We start from the raw sequence: 16,227 nt of genomic DNA on the forward strand, positions 1-16,227 counted from the left end.
AAGAAGCGATGTGCTGATTTCGGCGGCGGTATGCCCGCACCCGCCCGTCCTCGTGCCCGCCATGGCGGGAGAGGCCGCGCCGGAAATGGACGGCGTGCGCGCCGCATGCGACGAGGCCGTCCGCCGCCTTGGAGTCGCCTACACGGACGTGACCGTCAGACCTCCGCGGATGCGCGCGTCCACCGTGGACGCCCTCATCGTCGTCGGAGGGGCCCCGGAGACACGCACCTATGGCCCCGGCGCCTATGCGACGCTCCGCCCATACGGCCTTGAGTGGACGAGCCCGGTCGCGCCCACGGATGCCACTGACACCACGGAAGCCGGCAGGCAGCCGCTGCCCCTCTCGCTGACGATCGGGCACTGGCTTCTGCAGCGGCAGGACGCCGATGCAGGCGCGCTCTACCAGGCGGTCGGATTCGATGACCCGCCCGAGGAGTGCCTTGAACTCGGACGGGAACTCGCCGACACGGCCGAACGTGTCGCCCTGCTGGTCATGGGCGACGGCTCGGCATGCCGCTCAGAGAAGGCACCCGGATACCTCGATGAACGCGCACGCCCCTACGACGAGGCCGTCGCACGCGCTCTGGGCGAGGGCGACGCCGCCGCCCTGGCCGCGCTGGACGCCGGGTTGTCCCGGGAGCTTCAGGCGGCCGGACGCGCGGCATGGCAGGTGCTCGCCGGCGCGGCAGGGGCCACGGGCGGCCCTCAGGATGCCGGTGGCGCCCGGACGGCCGTCGCCGGGATCCCGATGACCAGCGGCCTTTCAGCGGGCCTCCTCGCCGAGGAGGCGCCCTATGGCGTCGGCTACCTCGTCGCGAGCTGGGTGAGGGCCGTCCCCGCCCTCACCGCAGGGCCGGTCTAGGAGGGCTGACCGCCTCCCGGGCCGCCGCCCGGCGTGCCCCCGCCCGGCGTGCCGCCGGACTGGCCGCCCTCGCCGCCCCTGTCGATGTAGTCGCCGGCCCTCTCCTGGGCCTTGTCGACCTTGTCGGCGTACTTGCCGCCGGTCTTCCGGTCGATCATGTCCCCGCCCTTGTCGACGGCGTTCCTGGCCTTGTCGGGGTGCTGGCCGAGCATCTGCTTGACCTTGTCGACGATGGACATTCGGCATCCCCCCGGATCCCTCGTCCCGACGGCGCCGCGCGACCTCGCGCGACACCCGTACATCACGGCTATACCCGTTCTGTTGCCACAATCAAGCCTGTGACCTCTCCAGATGTGATCGCGGTCGTCGGGGCGACCGCCGCCGGCAAGTCCGACCTCGCCGTGGACCTGGCCCTGCGTCTCGGCGGGGAGGCGGTCAACGCCGACTCCATGCAGCTGTACCGCGGCATGGACATCGGCACCGCGAAGCTGTCGCCGGACGAGATGCGCGGCGTGGCCCACCACCTCCTGGACATCTGGGACGTGACCGAGACCGCCAGCGTCGCCGAGTACCAGCGCCTCAGCGCGGACGTGATCGCCGGGATCCGCGCGCGCGCCCGCATGCCGGTGCTCGTGGGCGGATCGGGCCTGTACGTCCGGGCCGCCCTTGACCGCTTGGAGTTCCCCGGTACGGACCCGGGCGTCCGCGCCCGCCTGGAGGACGAGCTGGCCGAGGTGGGTTCCGGCGTCCTGCACGAACGGTTGCGCACGCTCGACCCCGCGGCGGCGGAGGCGATCCTCCCCAGCAACGGCCGCCGCATCGTCCGCGCCCTGGAGGTGATCGAGGTCTCCGGCCGCCCGTTCAGCGCCACCCTGCCCGCGCACGACTACCGCTATGACGCGGTCGTGCAGATAGGGCTGCATGTACCACGCGACGAGCTGGACGAGCGGATCGCACTGCGAGTGGAGCGGATGTGGGAGGCGGGCCTGGTCGACGAGGTCCGGGGCCTGGAGAAGCTAGGACTGCGGGACGGTCTGACCGCCGGCCGTGCCCTCGGGTACGCGCAGGTGCTCCGGTTCCTCGCGGGGGAGTGGGACGAGGAGCAGGCCAAGGCGGAGACCATCCGGACGACCCGCCGCTTCGCCCGGCGCCAGGAGTCCTGGTTCCGCCGTGACCCGCGCGTCCAATGGCTGCCCTACAACGCCTCTGACCTGGCCGAGCGTGCACTGGCCCTCGTCAGCTGAGGCGCCGGGCGCAGGCAATACGATCGAAGGATGCGGTTTGTAAAGGGGCACGGCACCGAGAACGACTTTGTGATCCTGCCCGACTTGGACGGCACCCTGGATCTCACCCCCGAGGCCGTGGCGCGGCTCTGCGACCGCAGGGCCGGGATCGGCGCCGACGGGGTCCTCCGCGTCGTCAGGACCAAGGCGATGTACGCCACGTCTGTGAATACGGCTCTGAACACGGCTGTGAACACGGGCGCGGAGGAGACCCACGGAGCAGACACGGACGCCGAGTGGTTCATGGACTACCGCAACGCCGACGGCAGCGTCGCCGAGATGTGCGGCAACGGCATCCGCGTCTTCGCCCGCTACCTGGTGGAGGCGGGTCTGGCGGCCCCCGGCGAGTGGGACGTGGCGACCCGGGCGGGGCTCCGGCGGGTCGCGCTGGGCGCGTCCGGTGACGTGACCGTGGACATGGGCCCGCCCCGGCTGCTCGGCCAGGGGGAGGCGTCCATCGCGGGTGAGGTGTTCCAGGGGCGGCGCGTGTCGGTGGGGAACCCTCACCTTGCCTGCGCCGTGGACGGTCCGGTCACCGCGCTCGACCTTTCACGCGCTCCGGGCTTCGATCCGGCCGTCTTTCCGGACGGTGTGAACGTCGAGTTCTATCGCACCGTCGGTGAGCGGCACGTGGAGATGCGCGTGTACGAGCGCGGGTCCGGTGAGACGCGATCCTGCGGCACCGGGACGGTGGCCGTCGCCGCCGCGGCGGCCGCAGAGGCGGCTGCGGAGGGTGCTGAGCCGTCCGGACCTGCACGGTCCGCGCCTGCCGAGGGAGGATCCGTGCCCGTCCAGGGGGGCGCGGAGTGGACCGTGGATGTGCCCGGTGGGCGCGTGACCGTGATCCTCGACGCCGGGACCGGCTTCCTGCGGGGACCGGCGGTCCTCGTGGCCGAGGGGGAGACCCGTCCCGGCTGGCTTTGACAGCCCTCTGACCGATACCTGACAAACCGGGCCCGACCAGCTATTTCGGTCACCCGGAGGGCGTCCCGGATCGAACGGGACTAGTGTCCCTCTCCAACGGGACCCGAAGCGGATAACTTTCTTCTTGCACACCCTCTGGTGAATGGCCCGTATGGACCGGGATGGGAGCCCCGGCGCCGTACGGAGCCCGAGGGCCGGTGGCGACCTTCTTGGCGGGGGGCGGTCACCGGCCCTCCCACCGGGTGGCCTCCCGGTGGCCACGGCCTGCGCGATCCGCAGCCGCGGCGCGCGAACCGGTCGATCAGCGCCGACGATGTGCGGCGGACATGTGAACGCTACGGATGATTGCCGTTGACCGGCAGCCGGGCACGCACGGACGTCCCGCCGTTGGGTCCGGGCCCCACCGTGCAGGAGCCGCCCAGCTCGGCGGCGCGCTCACGCATCGAGGACATGCCGATGCCGGAGCGCACCCGTGGCGGAAGCCCCACACCGTCGTCATCAACAGTGACATGCAAGTCACCGTTCAGATAGAGGTGGACCTCCGCGCAGTCGGCCTTCGCATGCCTGTGAACGTTGGTGAGGGCCTCCTGCACGATCCGGTACGCGGCGACCTCCGCGGCCGCGGAAAGCCGCTCCAGATCCCCTTCGACATGCACGTCGACCTTCGGGCCGTCCCCCGTCGCGACGACACCGCCCAGGGCCTGGATCGCCCCGGCGAGACCCAGGTCGTCCAGCGCGGGGGGACGCAACCCGTACACGAGGTCGCGGATGTCGCCGATCGTCCGTCCCATCGTCGCGCGCAGGGTCTCCAGAAGGGCGTCCACGGCCTCGGGGTCGGTCTTCAGCGTGATGCGCGCCGCGTCCACCGTCATGGCCAGGCTGGCGAGCGTGGGACCGAGCCCGTCGTGCAGGTCACGGCGCAGGCGGCGGCGCTCCTCCTCGCGGGTGCGCAGGATGCGCTCGCGCGAGCGCTGCACGTCGGCCGCCAGCCGCGCCGCGTTCGCGAGCTCGGCCAGGTTGCGCGCCAGGATGCCCGACAGCCTCGCGTCCGGCGGGCGGGCGACGCCGAACAGCAGCCGCCCCACCGGCTCGCCGTGCCACACCAGCGGGATGAGCTGGGGACGGTCGCCGAGCTCGCCGTCCTCGGCGGAGATCGTGCGGCCGTCGCGGTCCAGCACCTCGATCAGGACGCCGGTCGCGTGCAGAGCCGAGCGCGCGACCTCGGCCGCGACCGCGAGCGCGGCGCCGGGGTCGGCGGCGGTCTGCAGCCGACGGTTGAGCCGGTCGGCGATCCGGTACGGGTCGCGCTCGCCGTGGATCAGCCCGTCCACGGCGCGCTGGAGCCGCCGCCGGACGGGCTCGAAGACCGCGCCGGCCGCGACCGCCCCGGCCAGCCCCGCGAGGGTGCCGCGGCCGTGCGCGAGCAGGCTCGCCGCGCCGACCAGCGCGAAGTACACCCCGGTGATCACCACGACGAGCCCGGCGTACACCAGCGTCCGGCTGACCACCAGGTCGATGTCGTAGAGCCGGTAGCGGGTGATCGCGATCGCGATGCAGATGGGGACCGCGGCGATCGTGATGTTGCGCAGCGGGTCGCCGATCGGGCTGTTCTCGCCCACGTAGATGATGGTCTGCGCGAGCACCCCCGGGTAGACCACCCAGGCGATCTGCCGCCGGACGTCGGGGGGCGAGCGGACGAACCGCACGACCACCGACGCCAGGCCGCCCACCAGCGTGCCGATGATGAGCGCGCTGATCGGCAGGGGGATCTCCTGGAACGGGTAGACCGACACCCCGTTGTGGAAGCGCCGCGCGCCGGGGTCGACCGTCAGGTGCGCGCAGACGACGACGGGGACCAGGAGGGCCATGACCAGCACGGGCCGGTACCAGCGCGACACGAGCCGCCCGTCAGGGAAGATCAGGGGAAGGACGAGCGTGAGCGCGAACGTGTCGATGGCCCACAGCCACGTCCCGAGCCATGTGAAGAAGCCCGCCCCGGCCCAGCCGTGCAGGTCGAACCAGGGACCGAGGTTGAGCGCCAGGATGTACAGGGCCGCGCTGAAGCCGGACCCGAGCATGAGCCAGCCGACCCTCAGGCCCGGCCGGTGCCGCAGCAGGGTCGCGGCCACGGGCGTCCAGAAGAGCGCGATCACGATCTCGGGGTGCCACCAGACGACCCGGCGGCCGCCGGGAAGCCAGAGGCCGAGGATCAGCGATCCGGCGACGGTCAGGACCGCCGCCAGGGCAAGCAGGACCGCCGCGCGTCCCGCCCCGCGGTCGTGTTCCACCGTCTGCATCGTCGCCACTCCTGAACCAAAAGTAATGGAATGTTAAAACGTCCTGCTTCCTGTCCTGGAGTCCTAGGGGCGTCCGCCTCAGGACACCGGGACCCCCTGCTGCGGACACTGTCTTCGTCGCGGCGTGCGTGCACGTGCCGCGATGGTAACCATGGGAACCGGCTGGCGGCACCGTAGGCGCAGGTCAGGGACGGTGGGCGGGGAGAGGCCCGGCGTCCGGGGCGGTGTCCGCCGCCGGCGTCCGGCCGAGCGGCGCGGGCGGCGCCTCCCGAGCTCAAACAGGGGCGGGTTCGGAGCACCGCCGGCGCCGGCCGGACAGTACAGACCGGACAAAGTGCTCGAATTAACATTGAACGCGACATTGAACGTCGCAACGGACATGGGCCTACCTCTACGGTGAACGACACAGTCAAGCCGTAGGACGCACGTCCGGGCCGCGACGAGCACAGCCTTTAGACGAGCACAGCCTTCACACGAGCACAGCCTTCAGACGAGACGCTTCGGCGACCCTTGATCGATGTTCACTTTCAAGAACCCGGGTTTCTAGCTAGGAACCGGCCGGAACGGTGAGCGCGCTGCTGCGGGCCAGCGCCCGCATCCCCCTCTGGAGGTCCTCCGGGGTGACGTCCTCGAGAATGAGCCGCTGCAGGATGAATCCGGGCATGAGGCCGAAGACCGTCTTGCCCGCGGCCTCGACGTCCGTCCCGGCGGGCAGCAGCCCGGCCTCGACGAGGCGCCGCAGGTAGCCCGTCCACGTATCCCGCAGTGCCCTGACGTTCTCCCGGACGTAGTGGCCGAGCTCTGCGTCGTGCATGGTCAGACCCCACGCCTGGGGCGCGAGCCGGAGCGGGCCGTCCTCGCCGGAGAGGCTGACGATCTTGTTCGCGAGATGCTCGACCATCTCGTCCAGGGGCGGGAGCGGGTCGCGTTCCGCGAGGTCGGCGAAGAACGTCAGCAGGTCGCCGATCACGGTGGACATGACGGCTTCGATGATCTCGTTCTTGCTCTTGAAGTAGCGGTAGACGGCGCCGGCGGAGAGCCCGGACTCGGTGAAGACGTCCTGCATGGACGTCTCGTGGATGCCCTTGCGGATGAAGCACGTGCGGGCGGCGTCCATGATCTGGCGGCGGCGCCGTTCCAGGTGCTCAGGGCTGACTCGCGGCATGTCCACAACATAAAACGAACGTCCGTTTCTTGACAAGCTCAGCGGCCGGTGCCAGCCTGGGAATCAAAGAGAACGAACATTCGCTTTATTTGGAGGCGGCCGTGAGGCCCACTCTCGCCACGCGTGCCCTCGGCGTCGCCGCGGGCGCGGCGCTGCTGCAACTGATCATGATCACCGCGTTCGCCTGGCCGTCGGCCCGCCTCGGCCCGCACGACGTGCCGATCGTCGTGACCGGTCCCCAGGCCGCGGCGGTCGCCGAGCGCCTCGACCGCGCCCGGCCCGGTGCCTTCGACATCGAGACACGCCAGGACGAGGCCGCCGCGCGCGCGGCGCTCACCGACCGCGAGGCATACGGCGCCATCGTCACGACGCCGGCCGGGGCCCGCGTCCTCACCGCCTCCGCCGCCTCCCCGATGGTCGCGCAGCAACTCGGGCAGCTCGCCCAGACGATGGCGCAGGAACAGGGCGCACCGGCACAGGAGGGCCCGGCCGGAAGCGCACCGGCCCGGAGCGGCGCACCGTCCTCGGCACAGAGCCCGTCGGCGGCCGTGCAGGACGTGGTCGCCGCCGATCCCGACGACCCGCGCGGCGCCGGTTTCGGCGCCCTCGTCCTCCCGCTGATCATGTCCGGCATCGCCGCGTCCGTCCTGCTGACCTTCGCGATCCCCGTGCGCGCGTGGCGTGCCGCGGGGATGGTGATGTTCGCGCTGCTGGGCGGATTCGGGGCGGCCGGCATCGCCCAGGGCTGGCTGTCGCTGCTGCCCGGCTCCTACCTCACGCTCGCCGGGGTCATGACGCTGTCCATCCTGGCGGTGGCCGGCACGGTGGCCGGGCTCGGTGCCTTCGCGGGACGCGCGGGCATCGCCGCCGGCGCGCTGCTGATGCTGCTGGTCGGCAACCCGCTGTCGGCGGCGTCGTCGGCGCCGGAGCTGCTGCCGCAGCCGTGGGGCGGGCTGGGCCAGTTCCTCCCGCCCGGCGCGGCGGTCACCCTCCTGCGCTCCACGGCCTTCTTCGACGGCGCGGGGGCGGCCGCGCCGCTCACCGTCCTGCTGGCCTGGGCGGCGGCGGGCTTCGCCCTGCTGGCCGCCGCCGGGCTGCGCGGCCGCGGCGAGGGCGAGCCCGCCGTCGAACGCGAGCCGGCGCTCGTCTGAGCGCGCCGCTGAACCCGCCGCGGGCGGGACCGCGTACCCAGGATGTGGCGGACCGGCCTGCCTTCCCAGGCCGGCCCGCCAGTTTCCGCTGTCCCCCTCGCGACTCTCCCGCCGCTCCCGCCGCTCCAGCTCTCCCCGGAATGGGCGCGCTCCGGCGTTTCGTCGCGCCGACAGTGATCAGTCAGTAGCATTCTGTGACTGGAATCACGGCCGGGAGGGGGCACATGGCGGCGTTCCTGCTGCGCCGGCTGGCGAACTACGCCGTGCTGGTCGTGCTCGCGTCGAGCCTGGCCTACCTGCTCGCCGCCGCGGCGCTCCGGCCGCGCGCCAACTTCGAGGGCCGCGCCCCCCGCCCGTCCGAGGCCGTCATCGACGCCCAGCTCACCCGGTTCAACCTCAACGACCGCACCCCCCTGGCCGTGCGCTACGGCACCTGGGTCGCGGGCCTCGCGCATGGCGACCTCGGGCATACCTGGCAAGGTGAGCGCGTCGCCGACGAACTGTGGCGCCGCGTCGGCGTCAGCCTGCGGCTGGTTTCCCTGGGGGCAGTCCTCGGCGGTGTGCTCGGTGTCCTGGCGGGCGCCTACGCCGCCGTCAGGCGCGGCCGTACGGCCGACCGGCTCATCACCCTCCTCTCCTACCTGCTGCTGGCCGTGCCGGTGTTCGTGCTGGCGGTCCTGTTGCAGATCGTCGCGTGCCGGACCAACGACGTCACGGGACTTCGCGTCTTCGAATGGGTCGGCGAGACCACCCCCGGCGCGTCGGAGGGACCGTTCGGCGCGCTGGGCGGGCTCGGCGACCGGGCACGCCACCTGCTGCTGCCCACCGCCACGATCGCGCTCGTCCAGCTCGCCCTCTACAGCCGCTACCAGCGCAGCATGATGCTGGACGTCCTGCACGCCGACTTCGTGCGGACCGCACAGGCCAAGGGGCTGCGGCGGCGCGACGCGCTGTTGCGGCACGGCCTGCGCACTGCGCTGATCCCGATGACCACCTACTTCGCCTACACCTCGGGGCTGCTGCTCCTCGGCGGCGTCTTCACCGAGAAGATCTTCGGCTGGCACGGGATGGGGGAGTGGCTGGTCGACTCCGTGACCCGGGGCGACGTCAACGTGGTCGCGGCCGTCAACTGCCTCGCCGCGGTCGCGGTACTGCTGGCGGGGCTGGCCTCAGACGTGCTGTACGGAATCCTCGACCCACGCGTCCGCACGGGGACGGCGGCGTGAACGCGGCGCGCGCGCGGCAGGCGGCGGCTGGCACCCGGTGCGCCGAGGCCGGCACGCGCGCCTGGGTCGGCACGCGGCGTGTATCGGCGCGCGCGCGGCGCGCGGCGGGGAACCGGCGCGCCATGTGCGGGCTGATCCTGCTCGTCCTGCTGTTCGCGCTGGCGTTCACCGGGCCGCTCCTGTCGCCCTGGGGCTGGGACGAGACCGACTTCGCCGCGTTCCGCCAGGGGCCGTCCTCCCAGCACTGGTTCGGCACGACGCAGAGCGGCCGGGACGTCTTCGCGCTCACCCTGCGCGGGACACAGAAGTCCCTTCTCATCGGCCTGGGGGTCGCGCTGGTCTCGACCGGGCTCGCCGCCGTGGTCGGCACCGTCGCGGGGTTCGCGGGCGGCTGGCCCGACCGCGCCCTGATGTGGGGCGTCGACCTCTTGCTGGTGCTGCCGTCGTTCCTCGTCCTCGCCGTCCTGTCGTCGCGGGTGCCCGGGGGCTGGCCCGTGCTGGTCCCGCTGCTCGCTGCGTTCCTCTGGATGGTCACCGCCCGGGTCGTGCGCGCCATGACCATCTCGCTGCGGGAACGCGAGTACGTCCTGGCGGCCCGCTTCCTCGGCGTGGGCGCTCCGCGGACGATCGTCCGGCACATCCTGCCCCAGCTGGCGTCGTTACTGGTCGTGGACGCGAGCCTGACCGTCAGCGTCGCCGTCATCGCCGAGAGCGGGCTGTCCTATCTCGGGTTCGGGGTGCGGCCGCCCGACGTCTCGCTCGGCACCCTCATCGCCGACGGGCGCAGCACCGCGACCACGTACCCGTGGCCGTTCGGGTTCGCCGCCGCACTGCTCGTCCTCATCGTGCTGGCCGTCAACCTGCTCGGGGACGGCCTGCGCGACCTCCTCGACCCCGGGTCGGAGGCAGGACGGTGAACGTCCTGGAGGTCGCCCGCCTGCACGTCCGCTACGCACCGGACGTGCGCGCCGTGCGCGGAGTGTGCTTCAACGTCGGGCAGGGCGAGGTGCTCGGGGTCGTCGGCGAGTCGGGTTCCGGCAAGACCGCGCTCGCGCTTGCGATCATGGGGCTGCTCCCGCCGGGTGGCGTGGCGACGGGCTCGGTGCGGCTGCGCGGCGCCGAGCTGCTCGGACGGTCGGACGCCGAGCTGTCCCGGGTGCGCGGCAGGGACCTGGCGATGGTGTTCCAGGACCCCTTGTCGGCGCTCACCCCCGTGTACCCGGTGGGCGACCAGATCGCCGAGACCATCCGGATCCATGCGGGCGCCACACGCGCGGCGGCGCGCGCGCGGGCGGTCGAGCTGCTCGACCTGGTCGGCATACCCGGTGCGGCGCGGCGGGCGCGCGCGTACCCGCACGAGTTCTCCGGCGGCATGCGGCAGCGGGTGATGATCGCGATGGCCATCGCCAACGACCCGGTCGCGATCGTCGCGGACGAGCCGACCACCGCGCTGGACGTCACGATCCAGGCGCAGGTCCTGGACGTGCTCGGCGCCGCCAGGCAGGCCACCGGCGCCGCGATCGTCCTCATCACCCACGACCTCGCCATGATCGCGGGTTTCGCCGACCGGGTGATGGTGATGTACGCGGGCCGCGCCGTGGAGTCCGGCCCGGTCGACGAGATCTACCGGCGCCCCCGCATGCCGTACACGATCGGGCTGCTCCAGTCACTCCCGCGCATCGACGGCGCGGCCGGCGTGGACGGGGCGGGGAAGCCTCCCTGGGGCGCGCGCACGGCGCCGATCGAGGGCGGGCCGCCCGACGCGTCGGCGGTGCCCGCCGGATGCCCGTTCCTGCCGCGCTGCCCCGTCGCCGCGGCGGAGTGCGCGCACGGCGAGCCGGAACCGGTCCCGGTCGGACCGGCCGGGCACACGGCCGCGTGCGTCAACACCGCCGCGACCGCGGATCCCGCGACGGTCTTCCCCGTCCTCGACCCACCCGCCCCGCCGCGGCCGCGCAGACCCCGCCAGGAGCGCCCCATCGTCCTGGAGGTGCACGATCTCGTCCGCCACTACCCGCTGTACCGGGGGACGCTTCTTCGGCGCCGTGCGGGCACGGTGCACGCGGTGGACGGCATCGCCTTCGACGTGCGGGAGGGGGAGACCCTCGCCCTCGTCGGCGAGTCGGGCTGCGGCAAGACCACGGCGCTGATGGAGATCCTGCGCCTGTCACGCCCGCAGCGCGGGCGGGTCGCCGTCCTCGGCGAGGACACGGCCGCGCTACGGCCCGCCCGTCGCAAGGCGCTGCGCCGCGACGTCCAGGTGGTCTTCCAGGATCCGTTCACGTCGCTGGACCCGCGGATGCGCGTCGCCGACATCCTCGCCGAGCCGCTCACCACGCATGGCCTCCCGGCGAAGGGCCGCGTCGAGGAACTGCTGGACATCGTGGGACTGGACACCACCCAGGCCGACCGCTACCCGCACGCGCTCTCGGGCGGGCAAAGACAGCGCGTGGGCATCGCCAGAGCACTCGCCTTGGAACCACGTCTGCTTCTTCTGGACGAGCCAGTCGCCTCTCTGGACGTGTCAGTGCAGGCCGGGGTCATGGACCTCTTCGAGGACCTGCGCGCCCGTCTCGGCCTGGCGTACCTCTTCGTCGCACACGACCTCGCCGTCGTCCGGCGCATCGCCGACAGGGTCGCCGTCATGCACCTGGGGCGCATCGTGGAGATCGGGCCTGTGGACGACGTGTACGGCGAGCCCGCCCACCCGTACACGCGCGCGCTGCTCGACGCGGTCCCGCTGCCCGACCCCTTCCTGGAACGACGACGCCGCCGCGTCCCGCTACAAGGCGAGCCACCCGATCCGACCGATCCGCCCGCGGGGTGCCGCTTCCGTTCGCGCTGCCCTCGCTATTCCATGCTGACGGCGGTCGAGGGCCGCGTGTGCGACGAACACGATCCGCAGACCCGCGCCGTGGGCCCCGAACCCGACCGGGCGGTCGCCTGCCACCATCCGCTCGTCGCCGTGAGGGCAGCACGATGAGGAAACTCAGGACGGCCCGGAGCCGCAGCACGGCCAAGGGGCACAGCGCGTTGGACGAGCACGCGGGGTCGGGCGAGCACGCGGGGTTGGACGAGCACAGAACGTGCGGGGAGCAGGCTGCCCTGAGGAAACACAGGGCATCGAGGGGCCCAGGACCGATGCGGCGTCTCGCGACCACCGCGATGGCGATGGTCATGACGGGGATCGTGGCGGCGGCCGGTACCGGATGCGGCGCGGTGGGCGAGGGAGCGACACGGGCGCCCGGGCGGCTTGCCACCTACGACGTCAACCCCACTCCGCGTGACCGCGTGACAGACGGCGGGACGCTGCGGTGGCCCCTGCCCGAGTTCCCGTCCCAGTGGAACTTCAACCACGTCAACGGGACGAAGGGCGTCGTCGAGCACGTCGTCCAGGGCGCGCTGCCGTACCTGATGCGCGCCGATGACAAGGCCGTGCCGCATCCCGTCCCGGAGTACCTCCTCTCGGCCGCCTTGGAGCGCGCCGAGGGCGGCCAGGTCGTCACCTACCGGCTCAACCCGAAGGCCAGATGGTCTGACGGGCGGCCGATCGGATACGCCGATTTCGCTGCGCAGGCCCATGCCCTCTCCGGACGGGACCCACGGTTCCAGGTCTCGACCATCACCGGCTACCGGCAGATCACCCGGATCGAACGGGGGAGCGGGGCCAACGTCGTCAGAGTCAGTTTCGCGGGGACGTACGCGGATTGGCGGAGCCTGTTCAGCCCCCTGTACCCGGCGTCCGCCTACTCCGGCCCCGCCGCGTTCAACACCGGATGGGTCGATCGCCTGCCCGTCACGGCGGGGCCGTTCAAGCTGCAAGAGCTCGACCAGACGGCGAAGACCGTCACGATGGTGCGCGACCCCGCCTGGTGGGGTGCGCCCGCGAAACTCGACCGGATCGTCTACCGCACGATCGACGGCAGCGCGATCCCGGGAGCGTTCGCCAACGGCGAGATCGACCTGATGGACGTCGGCCTGGACGCCGGGGCACTGCGGCGTGCGGAACAAGTCCGCGGCGCCACCGTCCGGAGGGCGGGCGGACCGGACTGGCGGCATTTCACGTTCAACGCCGCGGGGCCGGTCCTGTCCGATCCGCGGGTGCGGCGGGCCGTCATGCTGGGCATCGACCGGAGGGCCATCGCCCGCTCCGATCTGTCCGGGCTGGGGGTGCCCGTGCAGACGCTCGGGAACCACTTCTACGTCAACACCCAGGACGGCTACCAGGACAACTCCGGGGAACTCGGCCGCTACGACCCCGCACGCGCCCGGAAGCTCCTGGACGAAGCGGGTTGGAGAACCAGTGGCGAGTACCGCACCAAGAACGGGCGGGTGCTCGCGCTGCGGTTCGTGGTCCCGTCCGGAGTGCCGGGCGGTAAGCAAGAGGGGGAACTGGCGCGCGCGCTACTCGAACGCGTCGGTGTCAGGGTGGACATCGAGACCGTCCCCGCCGACGACGTCTTCGACCGGTACGTGACGCCCGGAGACTTCGACATCGTCCCGTTCTCGTGGCTCGGCACGTCGTTCCCCATCTCACCCATGAAATCGGTCTTCGCGCGCCCCCACGGCGACCGTATCCAGCAGAACTACTCCCGTACCGGCACGGCCGCCATCGACGCGGCCATGGACCGCGCGATAGCCGAGATCGACCCGGCGAGAACCCACGCCCTGGTGAACGAGGCGGACCGGCTGATCTGGGACCAGGCGTCCGTCCTGCCGCTCTACCAGCGCCCCCAGATCGTCGCCACGCGCGCGGACCTGGCCAACATCGGCGCCTGCGGGTTCTTCGAACCCGCCTATCAGGACATCGGCTTCACCAGGGCAAGGTGAGCAGCGCGGTCGGCCCCTCCTCCAGGCCCCCGTGCAGCAGTGCGCAAAGGCCGGGCGAAGCGACCACTGGGAAAGGGCCACTGGAAAGGGCCATTGGGGTAGGACCGATGGAGGATGTCCTGCCGAAGAAGGTGGATGATCAAGGGAAGGCGAGGCCGATGCCCTTGCGGTCGCTCGTGAAACGGGCGTTCCACACGTAGAGCCGCAGATCGTCCGAGGACAGGTTGTCCTTGACCGGAAGCTCGGAGGCGATCCGGACGACGTAAGAGGCGCCGGCCGGGATCATCGTGGTGCCGTCCTCGTCCACCGGCGCCCGCGCCCCGCCGACCCGGGCCGTGATCGAGCTGTGGTTGGGGAGCGTGCACCATTCGTCCGGGACACCCGCTTGCGGCATGCACCGCTCCTGCGCGGACGAGGGGACCTGCGCCCGTGGCATGAACAGGTCGGCGGGGAAATCCAGCAGGACGGGGCGGCGCTGGCTGTTGGTGAGGACGTAGTCGGCGTAGGCGTAGGTCGTCCCCGGCGGCGGAGCCTGCGTGGCGCCGAGCGGCCGCGTGGACGTCCCCGCCATCACGGCGGCGAGGTTGTAGCCGTACCCCTCCGGAGTGGTGATGCTCAGCGGGGGTCCGGTCTGGGGTGCGTCCCCTGTCGGTATCCGGGCTCCGGTGTCTCTCTGGGCGGTCTGTGACGGCCTGTCGGTCCCGCCGGACGGGCCGGGGTCCGCCCGGAGGTACATGATCCCGGCGGCCACAGCGGCGATGCCGACGATGCCCGTGAGCGCCCCGGCGAGGCCGAGCCGCCCGGCGCCGCGCTTCCGCCGGCGGTGCGAGCGATGGCCACCGGGCGGCCGGTGACTGCTGTGCATGGTCCTCCCTGCTCGCTCGCGCCTGCCGGACCCGCGCCTGCCGAACCCGCGCCCGCCGACCCGCGCCTGCCGAACCCGCGCCCGCCGACCCGCGCCTGTTTGAATCGCGTACGCCGAACCGTGCCGATCCGGGCCGATCCGGGCCTTAACGGCTTGGGTCTCCGTCCACCCGGATCCTGTGGGCTGCCTCGATGAGCGCGTCCTCCGGCCGGGGTCAGCCAGAATAGCGGACGCCCGGATCGATGGTTGATGGCCGTCCGAAAAGAGGAAATCGGTGAGGGAGTCGACCGGGACGCTACGAAGCGTGCTCGACGAGGGCGTCGCGGCCGAGCGCCCGCAGCGAGGCGTCGAGGACCTGCGCGGTATGCGCGACCGCGATGTCCGCGCCGCGGCGCCGCAAGGCGGTGGCGATCTGCATGGAGCAGCCGGGGTTGGCGGCGACCAGCAGCTCGGCCCCGGTCGCGTCCACGTTCACCGCCTTACGGTCGCCCAGTTCCGCGGCCGCCTCCGGCTGCAGCAGGTTGTAGGTCCCGGCGGAGCCGCAGCAGATCTCGGGGTCGGCGATCTCCCGGACGGTCAGCTCCGGGATGCCCGCCAGCAGGGCGCGGGGCTGGCTCCGGATCCCTTGGGCGTGGGAGAGGTGGCAGGCGTCGTGGTAGGCGACGGTGACCGGCAGCGGCGCGCGCGCGGCGCGTGGCCCCAGTTCCACGAGGAACTCCGTCAGGTCGCGTGTCTTGGCAGACAGGGCGGCCGCCCTGCGAGACCAGGCCGGGTCATCGGCGAGCAGCTTCTCGTAGTCCTTCATCGCCGACCCGCAGCCCGCCGCGTTCACCACGATCGCGTCCGTGTGCTCGAACGTCTCGACCGTGCGGCGGGCGAACGCGCGCGCCTCGTCCTCGCGTCCGGCGTGCAGGGAAAGGGCCCCGCAGCAGCCCTGGCCCTTAGGGATCAGCACGTCGCAGCCCTCCAGAGCCAGGACGCGTGCCGTGGCCGCGTTGACGCCGGGGAAGAACTCACCTTGGACGCAGCCGGTCAGCATCCCGACGGTGGCGCGGTGCCCACCGCGTGCCGCGACCCGGGTGGGCAGCCGCGGCGCCCTGCCGAGCGGCGGCGCGAGCCGCTCCATCGCAGCCAGGGACGGCGAGATGCGCTCCAGCACGCCCGTACGCCGGACGAGACGGTCCAAGCCCGTCCGCTGGTAGGCGCGCAAAGGCCCGCGCAGGGCGCGGAGACGCCGCCGGTACGGGAACAGGCGGAAGATGGCCTCCCGTACGGCTCGCTCCCGCAGCGGACGGGGATGCTCGCGTTCCACGTCGGCCCGGGTCATCTCGATGAGGCGGTCGTATTGCACGCCCGACGGGCAGGCCGTGACGCACGCCATGCACCCCAGACAGCGATCGAAGTGCTCGACCATCGGCCCGCTGAGCGGTGACCCCTCCGCGTGCTGCTGCATCAAGTGGATGCGGCCGCGGGGAGAGTCCATCTCCTCGCCCCACAGGACGTACGTCGGGCACGTCGGCAGGCAGAAACCACAGTGCACGCAGTCGCCGAGCAGGTTCGGAAGGTCGTCCCCGGTACTCATCAGATACCTCCCGCGAACATCAGGTACTCCCCGCGACCTCTG

The 16,227-nt window shown here is 72.2% G+C and carries 13 protein-coding genes; 8 read left to right on the forward strand and 5 right to left on the reverse strand.

The features are described from left to right. Nucleotides 1–10: 10 nt before the first annotated feature. Nucleotides 11–862: a class III extradiol ring-cleavage dioxygenase family protein gene (locus tag AGRA3207_RS32495; protein ID WP_231330939.1), complete on the forward strand. Its 852-nt coding sequence runs from the start codon at nt 11–13 to the stop codon at nt 860–862. On the opposite strand, the gene AGRA3207_RS32500 is transcribed toward AGRA3207_RS32495, so the two are convergent. Then, nucleotides 859–1,101, reverse strand: a complete 243-nt coding sequence (locus AGRA3207_RS32500; RefSeq protein WP_231330940.1) for an antitoxin — start codon at nt 1,099–1,101, stop codon at nt 859–861. The two genes, AGRA3207_RS32495 and AGRA3207_RS32500, sit on opposite strands and share 4 nt — an antisense overlap. Nucleotides 1,102–1,215: 114 nt before the next feature. On the opposite strand from AGRA3207_RS32500, the gene miaA reads away from it, so the two are divergent. Then, nucleotides 1,216–2,106: a tRNA (adenosine(37)-N6)-dimethylallyltransferase MiaA gene (gene miaA, locus AGRA3207_RS32505; protein ID WP_231336465.1), complete on the forward strand. Its 891-nt coding sequence runs from the start codon at nt 1,216–1,218 to the stop codon at nt 2,104–2,106. 30 nt (nt 2,107–2,136) lie between these two features. After that, a complete protein-coding gene (gene dapF / locus AGRA3207_RS32510) occupies nt 2,137–3,069 on the forward strand; it encodes a diaminopimelate epimerase (RefSeq protein ID WP_231330941.1) in 933 nt (310 codons plus the stop codon). 335 nt (nt 3,070–3,404) lie between these two features. Here dapF and AGRA3207_RS32515 read toward each other — a convergent pair whose 3' ends face one another. Continuing rightward, nucleotides 3,405–5,366, reverse strand: coding sequence for a sensor histidine kinase (locus AGRA3207_RS32515; protein ID WP_231330942.1), 1,962 nt, complete (start codon nt 5,364–5,366; stop codon nt 3,405–3,407). A gap of 547 nt (nt 5,367–5,913) precedes the next feature. Continuing rightward, the gene (locus tag AGRA3207_RS32520; RefSeq protein ID WP_231330943.1) at nt 5,914–6,531 is read right to left on the reverse strand and encodes a TetR/AcrR family transcriptional regulator; all 618 of its coding nucleotides are present in this window, start codon (nt 6,529–6,531) and stop codon (nt 5,914–5,916) included. A 101-nt stretch (nt 6,532–6,632) separates the two neighbouring features. On the opposite strand from AGRA3207_RS32520, the gene AGRA3207_RS32525 reads away from it, so the two are divergent. The 5 genes from AGRA3207_RS32525 to AGRA3207_RS32545 all read left to right on the forward strand — a co-directional run bounded on the left by AGRA3207_RS32525 (nt 6,633) and on the right by AGRA3207_RS32545 (nt 13,738). Continuing rightward, nucleotides 6,633–7,682, forward strand: a complete 1,050-nt coding sequence (locus AGRA3207_RS32525; RefSeq protein WP_231330944.1) for a hypothetical protein — start codon at nt 6,633–6,635, stop codon at nt 7,680–7,682. Between the two features lie 224 nt (nt 7,683–7,906). Continuing rightward, on the forward strand, nt 7,907–8,908 hold the full coding sequence (locus tag AGRA3207_RS32530) for an ABC transporter permease (RefSeq protein WP_231336466.1): 1,002 nt from the start codon (nt 7,907–7,909) through the stop codon (nt 8,906–8,908). Nucleotides 8,909–9,030: 122 nt separating this feature from the next. Further along, entirely contained in the window at nt 9,031–9,825 is a 795-nt protein-coding gene (locus tag AGRA3207_RS32535; RefSeq protein ID WP_231336467.1) for an ABC transporter permease, read from the forward strand. Next, nucleotides 9,822–11,891, forward strand: a complete 2,070-nt coding sequence (locus AGRA3207_RS32540; RefSeq protein ID WP_231330945.1) for a dipeptide ABC transporter ATP-binding protein — start codon at nt 9,822–9,824, stop codon at nt 11,889–11,891. Before AGRA3207_RS32535 ends, AGRA3207_RS32540 begins: the two co-directional genes overlap by 4 nt. A gap of 158 nt (nt 11,892–12,049) precedes the next feature. Beyond that, nucleotides 12,050–13,738: an ABC transporter family substrate-binding protein gene (locus AGRA3207_RS32545; RefSeq protein ID WP_231330946.1), complete on the forward strand. Its 1,689-nt coding sequence runs from the start codon at nt 12,050–12,052 to the stop codon at nt 13,736–13,738. Between the two features lie 139 nt (nt 13,739–13,877). Here AGRA3207_RS32545 and AGRA3207_RS32550 read toward each other — a convergent pair whose 3' ends face one another. Together AGRA3207_RS32550 and AGRA3207_RS32555 are read right to left on the reverse strand one after the other, a co-directional pair. After that, entirely contained in the window at nt 13,878–14,603 is a 726-nt protein-coding gene (locus AGRA3207_RS32550; RefSeq protein WP_231330947.1) for a hypothetical protein, read from the reverse strand. 295 nt (nt 14,604–14,898) lie between these two features. Next, nucleotides 14,899–16,185 (reverse strand): (Fe-S)-binding protein, encoded by a 1,287-nt coding sequence (locus AGRA3207_RS32555; protein ID WP_231330948.1) that lies wholly within the window; start codon nt 16,183–16,185, stop codon nt 14,899–14,901. Nucleotides 16,186–16,227 lie beyond the last annotated feature (42 nt).

Source organism: Actinomadura graeca (assembly GCF_019175365.1).
Taxonomy (GTDB): Bacteria; Actinomycetota; Actinomycetes; order Streptosporangiales; family Streptosporangiaceae; genus Spirillospora; species Spirillospora graeca.